This is a genomic window from Paenibacillus sp. sgz302164 (assembly GCF_056120505.1).
The window spans coordinates 113,733-135,456 of record NZ_JBVYOL010000017.1 but is presented as its reverse complement, the minus strand read 5'-3'; the positions used below and the strand labels follow the sequence as shown (position 1 = coordinate 135,456).

General features: G+C 55.3%; 17 protein-coding genes and 2 riboswitches. Of the genes, 4 read left to right on the top strand and 13 right to left on the bottom strand.

Annotated elements, in window-relative coordinates:
- Positions 1 to 57: 57 nt before the first annotated feature.
- The gene (locus AC0LWT_RS26160; protein ID WP_474684221.1) at positions 58 to 606 is read left to right on the top strand and encodes a stalk domain-containing protein; all 549 of its coding nucleotides are present in this window, start codon (positions 58 to 60) and stop codon (positions 604 to 606) included.
- 169 nt (positions 607 to 775) lie between these two features.
- Positions 776 to 1,024, top strand: coding sequence for a hypothetical protein (locus AC0LWT_RS26155; RefSeq protein WP_474684220.1), 249 nt, complete (start codon positions 776 to 778; stop codon positions 1,022 to 1,024).
- A gap of 1,167 nt (positions 1,025 to 2,191) precedes the next feature.
- On the opposite strand, the gene AC0LWT_RS26150 is transcribed toward AC0LWT_RS26155, so the two are convergent.
- The 8 genes from AC0LWT_RS26150 to AC0LWT_RS26115 form a co-directional block, all read right to left on the bottom strand.
- Complete coding sequence (locus AC0LWT_RS26150; protein ID WP_474684219.1) at positions 2,192 to 4,378, bottom strand: alpha-galactosidase; 2,187 nt, start codon at positions 4,376 to 4,378, stop codon at positions 2,192 to 2,194.
- 23 nt (positions 4,379 to 4,401) lie between these two features.
- Positions 4,402 to 5,163, bottom strand: coding sequence for a carbohydrate ABC transporter permease (locus tag AC0LWT_RS26145; protein ID WP_474684218.1), 762 nt, complete (start codon positions 5,161 to 5,163; stop codon positions 4,402 to 4,404).
- 59 nt (positions 5,164 to 5,222) lie between these two features.
- Positions 5,223 to 6,089: a carbohydrate ABC transporter permease gene (locus AC0LWT_RS26140; RefSeq protein WP_474684217.1), complete on the bottom strand. Its 867-nt coding sequence runs from the start codon at positions 6,087 to 6,089 to the stop codon at positions 5,223 to 5,225.
- A gap of 87 nt (positions 6,090 to 6,176) precedes the next feature.
- A complete protein-coding gene (locus AC0LWT_RS26135; protein WP_474684216.1) occupies positions 6,177 to 7,439 on the bottom strand; it encodes an ABC transporter substrate-binding protein in 1,263 nt (420 codons plus the stop codon).
- A 268-nt stretch (positions 7,440 to 7,707) separates the two neighbouring features.
- Positions 7,708 to 8,730 carry a LacI family DNA-binding transcriptional regulator gene (locus AC0LWT_RS26130; protein ID WP_474684215.1) on the bottom strand — a complete coding sequence of 341 codons (1,023 nt, stop codon included), beginning with the start codon at positions 8,728 to 8,730 and terminating at the stop codon, positions 7,708 to 7,710.
- A 127-nt stretch (positions 8,731 to 8,857) separates the two neighbouring features.
- Positions 8,858 to 9,061, bottom strand: a complete 204-nt coding sequence (locus AC0LWT_RS26125; RefSeq protein WP_474684214.1) for a polysaccharide deacetylase family protein — start codon at positions 9,059 to 9,061, stop codon at positions 8,858 to 8,860.
- Positions 9,062 to 9,082: 21 nt separating this feature from the next.
- Complete coding sequence (locus AC0LWT_RS26120) at positions 9,083 to 10,267, bottom strand: MGDG synthase family glycosyltransferase (RefSeq protein ID WP_474684213.1); 1,185 nt, start codon at positions 10,265 to 10,267, stop codon at positions 9,083 to 9,085.
- Entirely contained in the window at positions 10,264 to 11,037 is a 774-nt protein-coding gene (locus AC0LWT_RS26115) for a phosphatase PAP2 family protein (RefSeq protein ID WP_474684212.1), read from the bottom strand. The genes AC0LWT_RS26120 and AC0LWT_RS26115 overlap by 4 nt, the downstream gene beginning before the upstream one ends.
- A gap of 500 nt (positions 11,038 to 11,537) precedes the next feature.
- Between AC0LWT_RS26115 and AC0LWT_RS26110 the strand changes: the two genes are divergently transcribed.
- Positions 11,538 to 12,113 carry a BsuPI-related putative proteinase inhibitor gene (locus AC0LWT_RS26110; protein ID WP_474684211.1) on the top strand — a complete coding sequence of 192 codons (576 nt, stop codon included), beginning with the start codon at positions 11,538 to 11,540 and terminating at the stop codon, positions 12,111 to 12,113.
- Between the two features lie 227 nt (positions 12,114 to 12,340).
- On the opposite strand, the gene atzF is transcribed toward AC0LWT_RS26110, so the two are convergent.
- Genes atzF through AC0LWT_RS26090 form a run of 4 tightly spaced genes read right to left on the bottom strand, consistent with a single transcriptional unit; the run spans position 12,341 to position 19,222 of the window.
- Positions 12,341 to 14,158 (bottom strand): allophanate hydrolase, encoded by a 1,818-nt coding sequence (atzF, locus tag AC0LWT_RS26105; protein WP_474684210.1) that lies wholly within the window; start codon positions 14,156 to 14,158, stop codon positions 12,341 to 12,343.
- A 21-nt stretch (positions 14,159 to 14,179) separates the two neighbouring features.
- Positions 14,180 to 17,818, bottom strand: a complete 3,639-nt coding sequence (gene uca, locus AC0LWT_RS26100; protein ID WP_474684209.1) for an urea carboxylase — start codon at positions 17,816 to 17,818, stop codon at positions 14,180 to 14,182.
- A gap of 5 nt (positions 17,819 to 17,823) precedes the next feature.
- Positions 17,824 to 18,474, bottom strand: coding sequence for an urea amidolyase associated protein UAAP2 (locus tag AC0LWT_RS26095; RefSeq protein WP_474684208.1), 651 nt, complete (start codon positions 18,472 to 18,474; stop codon positions 17,824 to 17,826).
- Positions 18,475 to 18,502: 28 nt separating this feature from the next.
- Entirely contained in the window at positions 18,503 to 19,222 is a 720-nt protein-coding gene (locus AC0LWT_RS26090) for an urea amidolyase associated protein UAAP1 (protein ID WP_474684207.1), read from the bottom strand.
- 72 nt (positions 19,223 to 19,294) lie between these two features.
- Positions 19,295 to 19,406: riboswitch (guanidine-I (ykkC/yxkD leader) on the bottom strand.
- Between the two features lie 194 nt (positions 19,407 to 19,600).
- A riboswitch (guanidine-I (ykkC/yxkD leader) is annotated at positions 19,601 to 19,701 on the top strand.
- Between the two features lie 67 nt (positions 19,702 to 19,768).
- On the opposite strand from AC0LWT_RS26090, the gene AC0LWT_RS26085 reads away from it, so the two are divergent.
- A complete protein-coding gene (locus AC0LWT_RS26085) occupies positions 19,769 to 21,124 on the top strand; it encodes an APC family permease (RefSeq protein WP_474684206.1) in 1,356 nt (451 codons plus the stop codon).
- A 52-nt stretch (positions 21,125 to 21,176) separates the two neighbouring features.
- Here AC0LWT_RS26085 and AC0LWT_RS26080 read toward each other — a convergent pair whose 3' ends face one another.
- Positions 21,177 to 21,650 (bottom strand): VanZ family protein, encoded by a 474-nt coding sequence (locus AC0LWT_RS26080; protein WP_474684205.1) that lies wholly within the window; start codon positions 21,648 to 21,650, stop codon positions 21,177 to 21,179.
- Between the last annotated feature and the right edge of the window lie 74 nt (positions 21,651 to 21,724).

Sequence of the window (21,724 nt, the reverse complement as noted above, 5' to 3'; positions counted from 1 at the left end):
ACGACCGTCAACGTTGTATAAATTGGCATACCGGCAAGTAAAGGAGCTGCCTTTCCAATGAAAAAAATGATTATCGGCATATGTATAGGAGTTTCGCTATCATTTTCCACACTTGTTTTCGCTTCGCCAAACACGCTGGAAGTTCTCTCGTTCCCGGTAAAATACGTAATCGACGGGGCCGAAATGCCGCTGGGCGAAGAATACGTCTCCCTGTACTATCAGGGACATATTTACGCGCCGGTTCGCTTCATAGCCGACAGCCTGGCCGCCAAAATCGAATACCGCTCGGACACGAACACGCTGACCTTCGATACCCCTCCTGTCAGGGGAATCGGCGCCCCCCACGTTAATCCGGACCAGGCGAAACTCACAGCTTATGAGAAACACCATTTGAAGCATGTAGAGGACGACTACACCGTGCGGCTGCTAACCGATGACGAAAAAACGCAAATCCCCGAAGAAGCAAAGAACAAAGCCCCCGTGTACTACTTCCTGAAAGGACAAAACGAAGCCGGCGAAACAGTAACCGTCTGCGTCTGGAGCATGAACCGAGCGGTGAGCTTCCTGTACCACCACCCGGAAGATGAGCGGGAAAAGACCGAGTAAGCCCCGGCGGGCACCTACACAAACGCTTTCACGCTGGAACCCCTCGTCTTTAGAACAAAATCCGGCTTAAACGGGGGCCAATTCTACTCCTTTGCCGGACCGAGACGGTGCAACTGGTTGCGAAGTAGGTTGCCGACCCACAAAGCCTGCAAAAGTGCAGGCTTTTTCGATGGAAACGGCCCGTTTGGAGCAAAAACCTGCGATAGTGCAGGAATTTTTGCCTCTGATCGCTCAGAAGCCCGAATTTAGCGAAAAAAACTGCACATTTGCAGGAATTGTTCGAGGCAAGCGCAATAAGGTGCAAAAAGATGTACTTTTGCAGGTTTTCTTCGCTAGCAAGCTTTTCGGTAGTATCCTTCGCAGCGCTCGATGGCCGCTAGAGAGCATCGCTCATCGTTGGGAGCAAGAGCGATGCTGATACCGCTGCGGACCCCGTCTGCCGAACGACTCACTGCTCGAACCTCAGTAGCAAAATTTTTGCGCCTACCCAATCGTTTTCGCACTGCCCCCTCGTCTTAAGAATAAAATCGACTCAAACGGAGGCTGACTTGTAAACTTTTCCTTTCTTTAGCCACAGTTGTTGGATGGGGTTTGTTACTCGCAGGGCGATTCTACTCTTTTGCCGGACCGAGACGGTACAGCCGGTTGCGGAGTTTGAACCGCAACAGCACAATTTTTGCGCCCACCCAATCGTTTTCGCACTGCCCCCTCGTCTTAAGAACAAAATCGGCACAAACGGGGGCTGACTTGTAAATTTTTCCTTTCTTTAGCCACAGTTGTTGAATGAGGTTTGTTACTCGCAGGGCGATTCTACTCTTTTGCCGGACCGAGACGGTACGGCCGGTTGCGGAGTTCGAACCGCAACAGCACAATTTTTGCGCCTACCCAATCGTTTTCGCACTGCCCCCTCGTCTTAAGAATAAAATCGACTCAAACGGAGGCTGACTAGTAAACTTTTCCTTTCTTTAGCCACAGTTGTTGGATGAGGTTTGTTACTCGCAGGGCGATTCTACTCTTTTGCCGGACCGAGACGGTACGGCCGGTTGCGGAGTAGATTGCCGATCCACAAAGCCTGCAAAAGTGCAGGCTTTTTCGATGGAAACGGCTCGTTTGGAGTAAAAACCTGCGATAGTGCAGGAATTTTTGCCTCCGATCGCTCAGAAACCCGAATTTAGCGAAAAAAACTGCACATTTGCAGGAATTGTTCGAGGCAAGCGCAATAAGGTGCAAAAAGATGTACTTTTGCAGGTTTTCTCCGCCGGTGAGCTTTTCAGGAGGATCAATTGCCGCTGGAGAGCATCGCTCATCGGTGGGGGCACGAGCGGTGCTTATACCGCTGCGGAGCTGTCTGCCGGACGGTGCTCTGCTCGAAGCGCCTTTGGGCGCGGCGGGGATGAGCACAGTAGGGCTGGGGCGCGGTGGGGGCGAGCACGGTAGGGCGCACGGTGGCGGCGGGGCCGGCGGGCGGCAAGCGCGGGCGCGGCAGCGGAACGCGTTCGCCCACGGCCGGCCGCCGGCCGCGAGCGCTCGAAAAAATAACCGGCCCCCCGGAAGTATCCGGGGGGCCCGGTTATTTAAAGCCGCGCTAGGCCTTCAGCCTGTACCACAGGCTGGAGTAGTCCTCATGCGGCGCCGGGATCGGCAGGCCGATTTGCATCAGCCGGTCTCCGCCGAATCGGCCGTCCATGCCCTCCACCGCGTAATCGGCCTGCGGGTCCAGCCCTTTCAGGACGAGGCGGCGCAGCGGCGCATTCGGCTCCGCCAGCACCTGAAAGCGGAACACCAGCGCCTCCTTCCGGTCGGCGGAAACGAACATCCAGGCCGTTACGTTGCCCTGGAACGGGCTTTGCAGACGGTACATGTCGCCCGTCTGCACGAGAGCGCGGATGTCCTTGTACATGGCGACCTGCTCCTTGACGGTCCGCTTCTCCTCCGCGGACATCTGCGTCAAGTCCAGCTCGTAGCCGAAGTTGCCGGACATCGCCACATGCCCGCGGGTCGCGAGCGGCGTCACGCGCCCGACCTGATGGTTCGGCACGGCGGACACGTGCGCGCCCATAGAACTGACCGGATACACGATGCTCGTGCCGTATTGGATTTTCAACCGCTCCATCGCGTCGGTGTCGTCGCTGGTCCACGTCTGCGGCATATAGTACAGCATGCCGGGATCGAAGCGGCCGCCGCCGCCGGAGCAGCTTTCGAACAAAATATGAGGGAACGCCGAAGTCAGCCGTTCCATCACCTCGTACAAACCGAGCATATAGCGGTGCGCGGTTTCCGTCTGGCGTTCCGCCGGGCTTGCAGCGGAGCCGATCTCGGTCATGTTGCGGTTCATGTCCCATTTGACATACGCAACCGGCACGGAAGCAAAGATCGCGCCAAGCGACTCCACGATGTAGTCCCTGACATCAGCCCGCGAATAATCGAGAATCAGCTGGCTTCTCGCTTCCGTGCGCCTGCGCCCCGGCGCATGCAGGCACCAGTCCGGATGGCTGCGGTACAGCTCGCTGTCAGGCGAAACCATCTCCGGCTCGACCCAAAGGCCGAACTGCAGCCCGAGCTTACCCACCCGCTGCGCCAAATCCTCCAGCCCGCCGGGCAGCTTGTTCTTATCGACGACCCAATCGCCCAGCGAGTTCGTATCGTCGTCCCTTTTGCCGAACCAGCCGTCGTCGAGCACGAACAATTCGATGCCGAGCTCGGCTGCGGCCGCGGCGATCTGTTCGATTTTGTCGGCGTTAAAGTTAAAATACGTCGCTTCCCAGTTGTTGACGAGAATCGGCCGCTCCTTATCGCGGTGAACTCCCCGGGACAATCGTGTGCGGTAGAGACGGTGATACGTCCTGGACATGCCCCCCAGCCCTTCCGCGGAATATACCATGACCGCTTCCGGGGTCTGGAAGCTCGCGCCCGGTTCAAGCAGCCAACCGAAATCAAACGGATTGATGCCGATGGAAACCCGCGTCGTATGGAACTGATCGACTTCCGCTTCCGCCATAAAATTGCCGCTGTATACGAGACTAAACCCGTATACATCCCCATGATCCTCGTCCGCATGCGGCCGCAGCAGCGCCATGAACGGATTGTGCTGATGGCTGCTCGAGCCTCTACGGCTTTCGATCCGCGTGGCGCCGGGCGCGAGCGGCCGCCTTTGCACATGGCGCTCGCGCACCCATGCGCCGGATAAATACAGCGCCTCGTAATCGGCGTCGTGAAAATCCACGCTGGCGCTGAGCACGCGCCACAACCGGACAGGTGCGTTTCCGTTGTTCACGAAACGCACCGAACGGGCAATGGCCGCGAAATCCGCGAACACGGTATACGCCACGTATACCGTGATGTTCGCATACGCGTCCACCAGTTCCAGCTCCAGCGTCTGCGCTTCGCCGCCGGACTCCGCATACACAGCGGGCAGTCCCTCCAAAGCGGGCTTCCCGTCAAAAATCCTGTGCCCCCGGTACGTCAGCTCCGTAATCCGGGTGCCGTCTTCCAGCTGCACCTGGTAGGCCGGTTCGCGAAAATCGCTCGTGCCGTACTGCGGATACTCCTGCGGCAGCGTGTCCAGCGAAATGCGCCTGTCCTCCGCAACCGGATTCGGGCAAAACGAAGAACGCTCCGTGAACGTCAGGATGCTCGACAAGTTCCCGTCGTGCCGCAGCCTTTTGCCCCAGTAGGCATGAGCCGGGTACCCTTGCACCAGTTGAATGATGTAGCTCATATCCTGGGACTGCAAATGAAACAAGCCTTCTGTTTCGCTATAAAAAATGGCCATGATGGTCTTCCTCTCAACTTTGGTTATTTCACTGCGCCCCGCAGCACGCCGCTGATGACCCAGCGCTGGGCGAACAAATAAATCAGGACAAGCGGCAGCAGCGCCATCAGATACGACGCAAAAGCGTAATTGTAGTTGACTCCGAATTTCGACTGGAACACGTATTGCGCCAGCGGCAGCGTAGCCATCGTCGGCTTGCTCAAAATTATGAGCGGCAGCAAAAAGTCGTTCCAGGCCCAGATGCAGGTCAGAATGCCGACGGTCGCGTTAATGGGCGAAAGCAGCGGGAAAATAATTTTCCAGAACGTGCCCCATACCGTCGCGCCATCCATCGTAGCCGCCTCTTCCAGTTCCCCGGGAATGCTTTTCAAATAACCGACGTAGACGAACATATTAAAAGCTATGCCGTAAACGACGTAAAGTATGATCAGCCCCGCGTGATTGTTCATCCCCAGCTTTGCGGTTTCTTTGACAATCGGCAGCATAATGATCGGAAATGGAACGAACAAGGCGCTCACAAAATAATAGTACAAGCCTTTGAAAAACTTTTTATCCATATTTCTCGCCACCGCGTAAGCGACCATGGAATTCGTCAGCAGCGTGAATACGACTGCGCATACGGTCACGACCAGGCTGTTTTGAAAAGCGTGGAAAAAATTCGTCATGCGGATCGCTTCCGAGAAGTTGCTCCAGTGCCATTCGGACGGCCAGGCCAGCACGGACGCGGCGATTTGCTGCGGGCTTTTCACGGCGATCATCACGGCCATATAAAGCGGAAACAGCACGATAAGCGAACCTGCGGCGATGAAGAGAGTCGTGATCCAGTTCGTACGATCGAATTTAATTACAAGCTCGTCTCCCTTCGCTGCAAAAATTTAAGCTGCATAACGGATACAAACACAATGATGATGAAATAAATGACGGAGTTGGCGGATTGATAAGCGAAAGAGCCTCCCTGAAACCCGTCCGTAAAAATCAGATAAGAGATAGACATCGTCGCTTTAGCCGGTCCTCCCCCGGTAAGCGCGACAATCTGGTCGAATGCCATGAGAAAATTTTTCATCGCCAGCACCATGTTGATCGTGAAAAACGGCGCAATCATCGGGAAGGTGATGTGCCAGAATTCTTTCCATTTGCCCGCGCCGTCAAGGCTCGAAGCCTCGTACAAATCGGCGGGTATCGTCTGCAGGCCGGACAAATATAAAATGATGTTAAAGGCTGTCGCTTGCCAGACGGTCACGATGACGACTCCAAGCCAGGCCCATTCTTTTCTGCCCAAAATATTAAAGGCCAAACTATCCATATGAAGATTCGCGAACAAATCGGGCAACAGGTGGGAGAACAAATAGTTGAAAATAAATCCGACAATCAGCATGCTGAGAATGTTCGGGAGAAAATAAATGGCACGGAACGTATTTTTCAGCTTGATTCTCGAATTAAGGCCTATCGCGACAAGCAAACTGACGATATTGACGACAATCGTGGTGAGCACGGCGAATTTAATCGTAAACCAGTACGCCTGGTACACATTTTTGTCCTGAAACACATTCAAGTAGTTTTTTAACCCTACAAAATGATACGTTTTGGCTAATCCGTTCCAGTTGGTAAAGCTGTAGAAAATGCCCATAATAACCGGAAACGTATGAAACGCAAAAAACAGAATCACGGCAGGAATAACCATCATGTAAAACGCGCTCATGTTCTTACGCATCTCGGAACTCCTTTACGAAATGAGGGAATGAAACGTTCGAAAGCGATCCGCCTTCTGTTTCATCCCCGCATGTTCGGTCATTTTAAATTATCTGGCCTGCGCCTTGTTCCACTCGTCGTCCATCGATTTCAGCAGAGCGCCTGAATCTTTTTTGGATACGAATTCCTGAAGAAGCTGGTCGAGCTTCATGCTGCTTGGCACGTAGTGGTCCGGGAAGTCCGCGACAAGACCTTTATCGAACACGGTTTTCAGATCCGCGACCGAAGCGTCGTCCTGGGAAATTCCTTTGATCGCCGAGAACGTATTCACGCCTTTCACATACACTTTCGCATTGTCCGCATCAAGCAGGAAGTCGATGAATTTCTTCGCTTCCGCGGCATGCTTGGTCGTAGCGGACATCGTCAACAGCTGGTCGACGCCGGATACGAGTTTGTTTTTGGCCGGGTCGTTCGTAACCGGGTAAGGGAATACGCCGACCTCGATATTCGGGTTCGCTTTTTTGATCTCGGCGATCGCCCAGACGCCCTGCGCGTACATGAACGACTGTCCGCCCGCAAAAGCTACGTTGCCGTCATTATAGCCTACGCCGAACGTATCCTTTTGTCCGAACGAGACAAACTGCAAATACTTGTCCGCCGCTTCTTTATATCCGGCAGCGAAAGTAGCCTGATTGTCTTTGCGCTTTTTGAAAAATTGGTCCTCCTGCGTGCTCGCGCCAAAAGCGTTGAAAGCCGGAAGCGTCGTCCACGCATCCTTGAACGTGAAGTAGAACGGCAGCTTGCCCATGTCCTGAATTTTTTTGTTCAGCGCCACAAATTCGTCCCAGGTCGCCGGAACCGACAAATTGTTGTCTTTAAACAATTTTTTGTTGTAAATGATGCCGTTAGCGTTAACGCCGTAAGGGATCGCATACGTTTTATCCGTTCCCGCGATATCGCTGAGCATCTTCACGTAAGCCGGCTGGATGTTAGCCAGCTCCGGCGAGTTCGTGAAATCGGCCAGAACGCCGGATTGCGCGAGAGTGGCGTATACGTTGTCGCCGCCGTTGGCGATAACGTCGGGCACTTCGCCTGCCGCGACCTTCGTTTTGAGCACTGTCGAAGCGTCCGGCGGGTTGTCCTGGACGACATGAATGCCCGGATTTTGCTCTTCGAACTTCTTGATCAGCGCGTCGAACGTGTCGCGCGCTTCCGGTTTATATTGCAGAAACTGCAGCTCTACCTTCGCCGTTTTCGTTGAAGCGTTTTCATTTGCGGCAGTGCCGTTCGACGCGCCGCTGCCATTGCCGCAACCGCTGATCAGAGATACGGCAGCGACGGAAGTTATAAGTATGGATAGCATTTTTTTCATCTGTCGAATCCTCCAGGTCTCAAGTTTCCAAGTTTGTCGATTTCGTTTGAAACTCTTCTCTTTTTGTTTTACAATTACTTGCATAGTTGTTTTTTTCTTTGACCCATAGCCTTGCGGCTTGGGTTCTTTTTTTGGTGTTCCCTTGCCCGATTGCTCCCTCGGCTTACCATTCCCGAACGCTCATCAATGAATGCGTCATCACCTCCCTCAATTGATCTCCGCCGGCTTGGAGCCTGCCCGAAGGTGTTGCTATTGTGCGGACAAACTCCTAGCCCCCGCAGCTTTCGCGCACGACAAGCCCTGTGCCGATCACAACGTGCATAGGCACTTCCCTTCCCTCAAGCCATTCAAGAAGCAGTTGTACGGCAGTTTTGCCTATTTGTTCCGGATACACCTTGACGGTAGTAAGCGGCGGATTTACGTACGCGGATACTTCGATATCGTCAAAACCGACAATCGCCATCTCCCCGGGCACTTTCACTCCGTGCTCGTGCAGCGCTCTCAGCGCGCCGATCGCCATCGGATCGTTGGCAATAAAGCAGGCTGTCGGACGATCCGGCTGCCGCAAAATGTGCTGCATCGCTTCATATCCGGATGCCGTCGACCAGTCGCCGATCTGCACGAACTCGGGCCTGAACAGCTGTTTCGCTTCCATGATCCGTTCAAAATGATGTCTCCTGGCATCGGCAACGGGGCTGCCTTTTTTATTCGGAGCCAGCTTATACAAATATTCGTGCCCGCCGATAAAGCCGATGGATGTGTGGCCCAGTTGAAAAAAGTGATCCAGGACGTTTTCCACGGCTTGCTGAAAATCAAGCTTGACCGAATCGTACTTGCGAATGTCGAGCGAATGATTTACTAAAATAATTTCCTTCCTATTACTAAAAATCCGCTCGATATCCTCCACGTCAACGGATCCGACAATGATCAGCCCGTCCAGATCCTGCAAAGCGAGATGATCCGCATTGTTGCCCCGGATCACTTTGCCGATCGCGACGCCAAGCTCCTCGCAACGCTTTTCGATGCCGCGGCGGACGGAGGAAAAGTACGGATCTTCCTTCTCTTCGTCCGGCGATATCCAAAGAAGAAGGCCGATTTCCTTGCTCGCTAAATCGTTTTCTTTTTTCAGCCGTTTTACGCGCGACGGCTTATAGTGGATATCCTCAGCGATTTGAAAAATCCGCTCCCGCGTCTCTTCGCTGACCGATAAAGAAGGATCGTTGTTCAGAACGCGGGAAACGGTTGCCGACGATACTTTGGCACGCTCGGCAATATCCCTTATTGTAGCCATCTCATCACAACCTAGTTTTAGTTAATATTTTTACTTAAATTTAGTATAACAGAGCAGTACCCATTTTACAAATAAAAAACGATCCTCCCCGCTGCCGCATCCGGGTCGAATCGCTATCACTGCCTTTTTATGAAACGGAAATTTGTTTCTCCACGCGAATGTCCGCCGCCGAACGGTTCATTTCGTCGATGCGTACGTACTTGTAATTCCGGGCCCACAGCTCTTCCAGCACCTTCTGCAAAGCTTGCAGCATATAGGCCGGCGCATCGGGATTCGCCCCGAAAGTCTCGCCGCAGTCGTGAAGCAGAACGACCGAACCGTCTGTGCTCATTCCGTACGCGTGCCGAAGCGATCATGCATTAGCATATGTAACCGACCGGCTCTCGTGTGTCGGCACGTAATGGTGCCGCGTTTCCAAAATTGCATTCAGCGTGTGAAACGCGCCATGCTTCGAATGAGAAGACTTCACCTTCTTCTTTAAGGAAGCAAGCAGCGCCCTGTTGTCGATTACTTGCAGCAGTTGTCTTTTCAAATCCGCCGCATTTTTAGCTTCGAGCGCTGCGCCAAGGCCGACAAGATAGGCCGCATTGTCCTGCTCCTGCCCGGGAATCGGTTTGTACAGCATCATCGGCAGCTCAAGCGCCAGCGCCTCCGATACCGTCAGGCCTCCCGGCTTCGTAACGATCAGATCGGATAAAGCCATAAGCTCGTGCACGTGATCCACAAAACCTGTGATCAGCACCCGATGGCGGGTTTTGTCACCCCCGAGCTCGGCTTCAAGCAGCTGCTTCAGCTTTTCATTGCGCCCGCATACGAAAATAAATTGAACCGTGGAAACGAGGTCTTCCGATTGCAGCACCGACAAAAATTGCTTGCCGATCAAACCGTGCCCCCCGCCCATCACCAGCACCGTAGGCAGCTCGCGGTCCAACCCGTGCTGATCCCTCAGCGAGGTCCGGTCGTACTGCTGCATAAAAGGCAGCCGGATCGGAATTCCCGTCACAATAATTCGCTGCTCCGGTATGCGGTAGCGCAGAAGCGCTTGCTTCACATGCCCGGCGCCTACCAGATAGCGGTCCGTACAAGGGTGAATCCAGTAGCTGTGCGCCGTATAATCCGTGATGACCGTAACCGTAGGAACCTCCGTCAGTCCGTTCGCTTTCAAATAAGACATCGCCGCGGCAGCGCCGGGAAACGTGCTGACCACCTCAGTCGGCCTGACTTCGCGAAGAAGCTCCAGCATGCGGTCGGTGCTGAACGATTTCATCCGTTTGAACATGTTGGAAAACGTATTGTCATCTCTCGTTTTGCGGTACAGATAGCCATACAGCGAAGGAAGGCTTTTCACCCATTGCATGTAGCAGTACTTCCCGACCGAGTGCAAATAAGGATGCGTCCATTCCAGAAAATCCACCACTTCCACTTCTACGTCAGGGCGGTAATGACGAACCGCCTCTACAATCGCCTGAGCCGCTTTATTGTGTCCGTCACCCAGGGCGCCGGTAAGAATCAAAATTTTCTCTCTCTGCGTTTTCATCGTTTCCTAGGACCCCCTTCAAATGCTTTTGCAGTACCCGCTGTACCCACAGAATGTATGGTTCTTGCAGCCGCTGCCAGCTTCTCTGTTCCCATTGTGCCCATTAATCCCGCCGTTTCTACAGGAAAAGCAGGAGATTTGCCGGCAAAAAATTTGCCGAGCCAACCTTTGCACCAACGATTCACCACATAAATGACACCTTCCGCAACCAAAACGGCGCCAACGATATCCAGCAAAACATGCTGCTTCACAAATTGAGTCGAAATGATGATTACAACAGAAATCACCGTGACAATAACCTTGTAAAGCTTCGGAATCACCGCCGAACCGACAAACGCTTTCATCATCAGATAAGCCGTAAGCACATGCGTGCTGGGAAAACAATTCAGCGGTTCATCCGTACTGTAAACAAAGCCCACCAACCTGTCCAGAAAGCCATCCCCCGTCAGCGCCGGGCGCGGCACATAAGTCTGATACACGGCATACACGCCGTAACAAATCAACAAACCAAGCAAAAACTTCACCAACGTTTGGAAATAAAGCTCCTTATGCTTGACAGCAAGGTAAACAAACGTGACGAAAAGGAACGCGTACCAGCTTAAATAAGGCACAATAAATATTTTGAGAAAAGGGATCTGACGGTCCATGTCGGTAACCAGACTGTGCGCCGGTCCGCCGGCATGATTCAGATAAACATATATCATTCCCACCAAAGGAATGGAAAGCAGCCAGCTTAATGTTCGCAAATACAATCCCAACGATTCCTTCACCAGCATCTCCTCCTCGAAAACAACTCCTTGCACCCGGCGCCCGGATGCGTTTCCCGTTGTTATTTGTTTTCATCATAAAGGAGAATCACGATCGCCAAAACGCACTTTGGTTGTGTATTGTCTTAGACAAAGGTCCGAAGGAATCCCCGACCTAAGACCAGCTTTATGGAAAAAATGGGCAAAATCAGCGGGACAGCCCTGCTTTCATTTTACAGTTTCATATATGATAATACAATTTTTAACAGACATTTTAATTGGTAAAAATCCGGCTCTGCAAAATAAATATCCACAAAACTGATAGCTGTGGACAAGAGAAGTTGTGGATATGTGCATAGGATTATCCGAACTTATACACAAGAGGCTTTTGGGATATGTTGATAATGTGTATAAATTGTGAATAAGTCATTTTAGGGGATAGAATTGCGGGAAGCTTTTTCGGCGAGTTGCGGGTGGAATATTTTCCAATATCGTACCGTCTAACCGTATTGAGGTGAAGCGCTATGAAAAAAACGCAAATTTTGTGGGGAATCATGCTAATTCCATTATTGGCCGGATGTTCAGTCATCGTAATCAAAGAAAATCAAGCATTGGACAACCGCCGGGAACCTGCTGCGTCCATCGAAAGCGGAACGGTTAACGGACCAAAATTAGAGAAAGGCGTTCCGGAAATGAAAACAATGAAGCCCCAGCCCGTATCCGGACTTTTTAAAACTTCGCTGGAATTGAAACAAGAGAACGGGAAAATAAAACTGGACTTTTCTTTGCAGAACGTTTCAGGGAAAGACCTGCAAATTTCATACGGTTCGGGACAAAAGTATGATATTGGGGTCTATAACGATCAAAATGAAGAAGTTTACAAATGGTCGATCAATAAAGCATTTACCCAAGCTTTGATCGTGAGGGGTTTCAAGGATGCGGAGAAGCTTACGTTCAACGAGGAATGGAATCTGAACGACAATCAAAACCATCCGGTTCCGCCCGGCAAATATACAATCGCCGTCAAAGTGATGATCGGATTAGACTCTGTGTCAATTAGCAATGACGATCTGACAGATAAAATAACAGTCGAATTATAGAACGCCGCGGCGCGTACAGCTCCCAGCGCGCGGTGTTGCGCCGCATGACGACGGTCGATCAAGCCGGGAAAAGGGAACGGGGAGAGGCGCGGCGGGAAAACGTTCGGGAAGGCGCGTTGATGCACGTCATGGGGCATGGAGCAAGTTCAAACACGCCGAGGAACAGGGAGCGCGATCAAGAACACCAAGAAGCAGGAAGCCGCTTGGGCTTTCCTGCTCCTGGTGTATTATGCGGTTGCATTGCGCCAGCCGCCTGAGGCGGTAATGTCTTCCGCGTCCGCAGCCGCGTAAGCTTCGCATACGAACCCCGGCACCTCGGTGCCGTCGAGCAGCTCCACCCGGCCGATGCCCAGCGGTGCCGGGATCGAAGCGACAAAAGCGCCGAACGCCCCAAGCGGCATCGCCCACAGCTCCAGCCGGATGGACGCCCCGCCCTCCGGCCGCTTAATGAGACCGGGCTTGGCCGGAACCGTCGGCAGCTTCACCAGTTGATACTTCGCCGCGGTCAGGGCCTCGTTGAGAAATGTCGCGCCGCAGCTCAGCATCTGCCGCTCCAACGGATAGCCGCGCATGTGCAGGCCGCAGACTGCAATGCGGACCGTCGTTTCCGCCGCAGGCGCAGATGCAGGTGCAAGTCCAGGTGCGGATGCAGATGCAACTGCAGGCGCAAAAGCGGAGGTATCCGGCATCGCAGCCGGCTGCGCGCCAAACCATTCCGCCGCGCCGCTGAGCAGCCCTTCGTTCTCCGCGAGGGCGAACAAACTGACGCCGAACGGCGTCCGCTCCGCCGCTTCCCCCGCAGGGAGCGCAACCGCGCACAAATCGAGCAGATTGCAATGATTCGTGTAGCGACCCATATCCCGGTTCGTTCCGACCGGGTCCTGGCGCACCTGCTCGCGGGTCCACGTCCCGCCGCAGGTCGGCATGACCAGCACCGCGTCCTGCAGCAGCTTCCTCGCTTCCAGCTTGAACCGCTGGAGCCGGTGCAGCGCTTTGAACACGGAGGCCGCGTCGTACTCCGCGGCGGCTCCCGAGCGCAGGATGCGCTCCGTCACCGGGAAGGCCGTGCCCGGGTTGGCCTCGATGAAGCTGCCCAAGGCAGCCCATCGCTCGGCCACCCAGGGGCCTTCGTAGAGGATCGCCGCCGCCTGCGCGAACAGCTCCGCATCCACATACTCGATGTGGATGTCCAGCCCTTCCAGCCGCCGGACCGCCGCGTCCCAGGCGCTGCCGTACTCGCCCGCGTACGGCCCGTAGAACGCGAGCGGCCCCGCCGGCAGGCACACCTTGGCAGGCCGGCGGGCCACAGGCTGCGGCAGACTGCGCGACCACGGGTCCGCGTCGTGGGCGCCCCGCGCCGCAGCATCCACAGCCAGCGCATCCGCGAGGCTGCGGCCGAACACCGTGACGCAGTCGAGACTCGCGCACGCCGGCACTACGCCTTTGGTCGGCCACGCGCCAAGACTTGGCTTGTAGCCGACCAGGCCGTTCAAAGCCGCGGGCACACGGCCCGAGCCCGCGGTGTCGGTACCGAGGGCAAACGCCGCTTGCCCGCGCGCCACGGATACGGCGGAACCGGCGCTGGAGCCGCCGCTGATCCATTCGGGGCGAAGCGCGTTGTGCGTTTCGCCGTAAGGGCTGCGCGTGCCGACCAGGCCTGTGGCGAACTGGTCGAGATTTGTTTTGCCGACGGGGATCGCCCCGGCGGCGATGAGCCGTTCCACCACGGCGGCGTGTTCTTCCGGCGTGTAGGCGTACTCCGCGCAGCCCGCCGTCGTCGGCACTCCGGCCAGGTCGATGTTGTCCTTGATCGCGAAGGGGATGCCCCAGAGCGGCGCATCCGCCGGATCGAGGAATGCCAACCGGTCCAGGTACGGCCGGACCCGCTCCATCGACGGCGGAGTGATCCATATATTCATATCGGCGTCTTCATCGGCGCGCCGGATTATTTCCCCGACGACTTCCGCAGGAGTAACCGTCCCGCTTTCATACATGCTCCGCAGCGCCGAAATGCTCAACTCGCGCGGAAGTTCAACCTTTTTCATAAGCGTGGCACCTCTTCCTTATTATTGGGCAATGCCGACAAGCAGCTGTCCGGCGTGAACCTGATCTCCCGGATTCACAAAAACCGTCGATACGCAACCGTCGCAAGGGGCGTGCTGCGGGAACTCCATTTTCATGCTTTCCAAAATGGCCAGCTTGTCGCCTTTCTTCACCCGCTCGCCCGGAGCGACGAGCACTTTCCAGACGCTTCCGGGCATAATGCCGCGCACGCCGACCGTTCCTTCGGGAAGCTCGTCTTCCGCGGGCGGTTTTGCCGTCTCCTGCTCCGCGACGTACTCGGCCAGCCCTTGAGCTTTCCAGTTTTCGCGCTCGGCCTGGAAGGAAGCCTGCTGCCGTCGGCGGAACGCCCCGGCACTCTCTTCAATCGAGCCAAGGAACTGCAGGTACTCGCCGAGATCGAATGTCGTCTCCGTAATGTCCGCTTCATACCGGCCGCGCAAAAAATCTTCCCGCAGCCGCAGCAGCTCATCCGCCTCCACGGGATAAAACTGGATCTGATCGAAAAAGCGCAGCAGCCAAGGCTTGCCGGGCTTGAAGCTCGCCGTCGGCCGCAGCCTGTTCCACATTTGAATCGTGCGGCCGACGAATTGGTAGCCCCCCGGCCCTTCCATCCCGTAGACGCACATGTATGCGCCGCCGATGCCGACGGCATTTTCCGGCGTCCATGTGCGCGCGGGATTATATTTCGTCGTCACGAGCCGGTGGCGCGGGTCGGTCGGTGTCGCCACCGGCGCCCCCAGATACACGTCGCCCAGACCGAGAACGAGATAGTTGGCGCTGTACACGATCTCGCGTACGTCTTCGATGCTGTCCAGGCCGTTGATGCGGCGGATAAATTCCAGATTGCTCGGACACCACGGTGCGTCAGGCCGCACGCCCTGCTGATAGCGCTGAATCGCGAGCTGCGTTGCGGGGTCGTCCCACGATAGCGGCAAGCGCACGATCCGGGAAGGAACCCGGAACGATTCCAGCGGGGGAAGCGCGGCGTCGATCTCCACGATCCGCCGGCAAGCCTCTTTGACCGTCATTTGCGACGGATCGATATGAACCTGCAGCGAACGGATGCCCGGCGTTAAATCCAAGACGGGAATCGCATCGCTATCGGCAATGGCTTGCATAAGCGCCTGCACCTGAAAACGCAGCAGCAAATCCAGTTCCATTGCGCCGTATTCGACGAGCAGGTTTTGATCGCCGCAGCAGCGGATCGTCAGCGGGAACCTGCGGCCTGCCGCAAGCTCCACGAGCTTCGGGTACTCCGCAGTCAGCGCTTCATCTGCCAGCGGCAGCGCATCGCTTCCATAACGCGGGGCCTGCCCGCTGCCGACGACTTGCAGTTGCTCTTCCTGCCGCTGCCGCAGCGCTTCCGCCTGCTCCAGCGTCAGCAGGCGGAAGCGCACGCTGTCGCCCGGGTGCAACTGGCCGATTTTCCACAGTTCCGCCGTCGCCGTCGTCACCGGACATACGAATCCGCCCAGACTCGGACCGTCCGGCCCGAGCAGGATCGGCATGTCGCCCGTCAGGTCAAGCGTGCCGATCGCATAGGCGTTATCGTGAATGTTGGACGGATGCAGCCCCGCTTCCCCGCCATCCTCCCGCGTCCAGAGCGGAGCAGGGCCGATCAATCGGACACCCGTTCTCGAACTGTTAAAATGCACTTCATAGCTAATTTCGGTCAGCTGCCGCAAATACTCGGGCTTAAGGAACTCTCCGGTGCAGTGCGGGCCCGGAATGACGCCGATCGTCCATTCCCGTGCCATTGCAGGTCGATAAGCAAAATCCGGCTGAGTGACGGCGGCTGTATCGCTAGCTGTATCACCGTCCGCTCCCTTTCCGCTTTTGCTTACCCCGAGCACGTCACCGGGACGCAGAGCGCGGCCGCCGTGACCGCCGAAGCCCCCTAGCGTAAATGTGGCGGAGCTGCCGAGAATGTGCGGCATATCGAACCCGCCTGCGACGAGCAGGTAAGTCCGCATCCCTTCCTTGGCCTCGCCAAAGCTCAGCACCTGCCCCCTGCCAGCAAAAACAGGACGATACATCGGAACCGCGGCCCCGTCAAGCTCGGCCTGCATGTCGGCCCCGGTGAGGCAGAACCGCATATCGCCGCGGAACTTGTAGGCGCCGCCGCGCAGCGTTAGTTCCACGCCGGGCGCGTCGTCCCCGTTGCCGAGCAGCCTGTTGCCGATGCGGAAGGAGAGCGGGTCCATCGGTCCGCAGGGCGGCACGCCCACGTCCCAATGGCGGATGCGTCCCGGGTAGTCCTGCACCGTAGATTGAATGCCGCCGTCCAGCACTTCAAGGGCATGCTCCGACGGCTCAAAACCGTTCAGCAGCCGGGTATGCACATGGCCCTCCGCAACTTCCCGCTCCTGCAGCAGCGCTTGCAAATACTGCAGGTTCGTCGTGATGCCGTACATCCGCGTCTCTTCCAGCGCGCGGATCAGCTTGCGGATCGCATCAGCGCGGTCGGCGCCGCGGACGATAATTTTCGCCAGCATCGGGTCGTACAGCGTCGTCACGGTAATGCCGTCCCGCACCCAGGTCTCATTCCGCGCGCTGTCCGACATAACCGCCCGGTCCAACTGCCCCGCGCTCGGACGGAACTGCTGCAGGCAGTCCTCGGCATATATCCGGGCCTGTATACTGTGGCCGACCGGCTCCCGCAGCAGCGACTGCAAATCCTGCAGCCCGCCCTCCGCTTCGCGGACCATCCACTCGACCAGGTCGATCCCGAGCACTTCTTCCGTGACGCCGTGCTCCACCTGAAGCCTGGTATTAACTTCCAGGAAATAAAATTCGCACGTTTCGGGATCGTACAAAAACTCCACAGTGCCCGCGCTGCGATAGCCGACTTCCGCAGCCAGCCGCCGTGCGGCGGCGAACATCGCTTCGCGCACTTCCCCGGACAGGTTCGGCGCCGGGCTTTCTTCGATCACCTTCTGGTTGCGGCGTTGAATCGAGCAATCCCGCTCGCCAAGGGCGACAACTTCGCCGAAGCCGTTGCCGAATATTTGCACCTCGACATGCCGAGCTCTGGCGATGTATTTCTCCAGGAACATGCCGCCGTTTCGGAAATTCGTCTCGGCAAGGTGGCGCACGCCGTCGTAAGCGGCACGGAGCTCCGCCTCGTCGGCGCAGACGCGCATACCGATCCCGCCGCCGCCGGCGGTGCTTTTCAAAATAACCGGGTAGCCGATTCGCCCGGCCTCCCGCAGCGCTTCTTCGAGCCCGGTGATGAGCGGCGTTCCCGGCAGCATCGGAACCCCCGCCCGTTCGGCGATCTCCCTGGCGGAGTGCTTGAGGCCGAACATTTCCATCTGTTCCGGCGTCGGACCGATGAACACGAGGCCGCGCTCGCGGCACGCCCTCGCGAAATCCGCGTTTTCGCTGAGGAAGCCGTAACCGGGATGTATCGCCTGGGCGCCTGTTTCCAGCGCCGTTCTGAGAATGAGCTCGGCGTTCAAGTAACTTTCCTTCGCCGGACCTTCGCCGATCAGCACTGCTTCATCCGCATGATCGACGTGAAGGCTGTCCTGGTCGGCGCTCGTATACACGGCAACCGAAGCGATGCCCAGCCTGCGCAAAGTGCGTTCAATCCGCACTGCAATGGCTCCCCTGTTGGCGATCAGCACTTTGTTGAACATATTCGTCACCCCTCCCATATGAGCAGCCGAATCGGCGTCGGGTTGTAGGCGTTGCAAGGATTGTTGAGCTGCGGGCAGTTGCTGATGAGCACCGTCGTGCGTCCGTGCGATTGCATCTCCACATATGCGCCGGGCGACGATACGCCGTCGTCGAACTTTAACCCCCCGTCCGGCGTTACCGGAACGTTCATGAAAAAGTTCACGTTCGGAGCCAGGTCCCGCTTCGTATAAGCACCTTCCCGCTTCCCAAGCTGCAGCATGAACGTGTCCCGGCAGTTGTGCATCGATAGTTTGTCGTGGGAATACCGCACGGTATTGCTTTGAGCGGAGCAGGAACCGCCCACCGTATCATGGCGTCCGCACGTATCGGCGACAATCGTCACCAGTTTTTTGCCGGACTCGGCCCGAAGCACCGAACCTGCGGTCAAATACATGTTGCCTTGATCGGCGATGGTCGCCACTGCACTATAATGATCTTCCGGATGATCAGCGTCATAAAACAGCGTATCCGCCGCCTGATTGCCTTCCAGATCGACGATGCGCAGCACTTGTCCCGGCTCGAGATCATGCATCCATCCGTCTCCGGCCAACACCACCGCGTCATATATGGCATCTTCGGCCTTGCGGGGACTTTCCACTCGATTAAAAACCGTCATTGGGACTCCTCCTCGAAAATAATGTTCATTAAAAACCGGATAACTCGTGGTATTCCCAAGTATTTTCAAAAGCCCGGCGATTTTCCGGCCGGTAATTCACACAGTAATCCTGCACATCCACGGGCTCTGCGGCCTGAACTTCAAACTTTACGGGAACCGACGGATACGAGGTTCGCGGATCAAGCGGGTTCGGCGTATTGGACAGCACAAGCAAAATGTCCATTTCCGTACGCAGTGTCACAGTCGCACCCGCCTGGCAATGATTCTCGCTGAAATGCAGCACGCCCAAATCATCGCAGTATACTTTCGAGAACAAATTGACGACAGGCATCATGTCGCGCATGCCGAGACCATTGCGCACCAGTTCCACGGCGAAATTTTCCTGGCCGCTGCGAAGCCAACCGTTCCGCAGATCCTGGTAGTTCGTCGCCCCGTATTTGACATCGGTCGCCGCCCGACTTGTGTATCCGCACAGCGGATCGTGCCAACCGAGGCTGTCCTCGACAAAGCTGGCCAGCGCCCGCCCGTTATCGCTCATCAGCACGTTCCCTTTCGTCAAATGCGCCGTATGCTGCGCTTTCAGCGTATCCGGCATATTGTAGCGCTCCGTCAGCTCCCTGGCGTTGAACATCATCATCGAAACGTTCGCGCCCGATTCGAGCGCCGTAAAGCGCAGCAGCTTCCTTTTACCGATGACTCCCGACCATTTCCCTCCGGCATTAAGGGTCGTACTCCAAATGCTCCTCATCCTGACCAGCTCCTTTTCGCTTATGCGTGTAAACAAAAAGGAGACATCACGAGACTTTGTCGTCTCCATGATATCTCCCAGGTTTTTATCCTTCCGTGGCACTCTTCCTGCGAAGAGCGGTTTACTCTCGGACCAGCCTGACATCCTATCTTTGGCAGCCAGCGGAACCCTAGTAAACAAAGTTATGCGGTTGTGTTAATTAAAGTAACACCATATCAAGCGATTGTCAATGAGGCTGGCGAAAAATGAGTAAATTTTGTCCGAACGCTTCTCAAACCGTTTTATTTGTGTTATATTAACTAACATAATTTTCTGATGTCTCATAATTCTTATGAAATAACAGTCAGTTCGAATTTTAAAGTCATGTATTGTGACATATATTTTGTTTTCTAGGGTTCCGCGGAAAAGCATCTCCGGCCAGGTCCGAGAGAAAACGCACAGCGCCGCTGTGTTCACGGAGGGACAAAAGCCCGGGAGGATATTCTTTTATGGATATCGCCCGGGCTTTTTCTTATGAGACTAACAACAAGGGAGAGTGCCGCTATCATGAAGTCCGAAGTCAAGCTTCGCCAAACTTTGAATCTGCGCCAAGTCGTCTATATGGGTTTGGCCTGGATGACGCCGATGATTTATTTCTCGATCTACGGGATCGCTTACGAAAATTCGCAGGGCATGCTGACCCAGGCGTATTCGCTTGCTTTTATCGCCATCTTTTTCACGGCGCACAGCTACGGCATTATGTCCAAAACGTACCCGACCTCCGGTTCCGCCTATACGTATACCGGCAAAAGCATCCATCCTTACCTCGGATTTCTGGTAGGCTGGGCGCTGCTTCTGGATTATTTGTTCTCGCCGATCATCGCCTGCCTGACGTTCGGCATTTATCTTCATGCGCAATTCCCTTCCGTGCCCGCTTATGTATGGATCGTCTCGCTAAATATCGTTTTGGCGGCCGTTGCGATAATCGGCATCCGCTTTTCGGCCAATCTCAGCAAAATTTTCGTATGGCTGCAAATTGTCTTCATCGCCGTGTTCTGTTTGTTCCTCTTCAAAAATCTTACCGGTTTAGCCGACATTCATCCGCTGCAGCCCTTTGTTCAAACGGAGATCCCGTTTTCGGCTATTTTGGCGGGCGCAGCGCTGATTTGCTTCTCTTTTCTCGGTTTTGACACCGTCACTACGATGTCCGAAGAAACCATTGATTCACAAAAAACGATTCCAAGAGCCATTATGATCATCATTATTGCGGCCAGCATTCTTTATCTGGCGCCGTCTTTTTTGACCCAGCTCGCCTATCCGAACCTGACTTTTCAAAATACGGACTCGGCCGGCTTTGAAATCGTCAAACTCGTCGGCGGCGCGGTGCTTAGCTCCATTTTCATCACGGTGCTTGTACTCGCCATCTTTACCCAGGGATTATCGTCCGTGACCAGTGTCTCGCGCCTTCTGTATGCGATGGGGCGGGATTCCATACTGCCCAAACGGGTATTCGGCTCGTTGCACCCGAAGTTCAAAACCCCCGTCGTCAACGTCCTCATCGTTAGCGCCATTTCCCTGCTTGCCTTGGTCATCAGCCTCGATACCGCGGTGAAATTCGTTAATTTCGGCGCGCTGACCGCCTTCTTTTTTGTCAACATATCCGTCATCGTCAAGCGTTATGTCAAAGACCGGCAGCGTTCGTTCAAACAAACGGTCCTTTACCTCGCGCTGCCTTTGGCCGGAGCCGGGTTTATCGGCTATTTGCTCTCGCTCCTCGACAAAAACGCCCTGTGGATGGGGCTCGCCTGGGTCGCTTTCGGCATCGTCTACAGACTGTTGACCGTCAAGCTTCCCGGGCATTCCCCAACGGGCGGAAAAATTAGAGCGGACATCCCGGCCGGACCTAGTTGGGGCCGAAGATGAAAGGCGGATCGACCTGCCGGGCCGCTAAATCGGCGGACGGGCAGTCCGTCGTTCAGCTTTTGGCGTACTGCTTGCCGCTGTAAACACCGGGCTTGTTCCAGGAGGACGGAGTCCGGTTTTTCAAGTAAAGCACGGCGCGAATGACAAAATAGGACAGAAGCACTCCGGCGGAATCGATCATCATATCATACAATCTGCCGTCCCGATTGAAGAAAAGCTGGAGAATTTCGGTAAGAACGGCGAACAGGATCGCAACCAGCATAGCCGGTTTTTGCTTCCGGATTAAATAAAAAGCCAAAACGTCAATCATGCCGAAGCCGAGAAAATGGCCTGTCTTCACGATAATCCAAGCGGGATGAATTTCGGTCAAATCAAACAGAAACAGCTGCGAAAAATCCGGATGCGGATCGAAAGCAAACCGGACCGTATGGTTGTAGAACAAAGATTCGAGACTACTGGTGCATGTTAAAACGACAAGAATGACGGACCACAAACAAACCAAAAAAAGCCGGTATCGAACCTTCATTCCGTTCACCTTCCTCATCATTTTTTTATCCGTGGGATTAATAAAATGATAAGATCGTGAACTGAAGCCAGGCT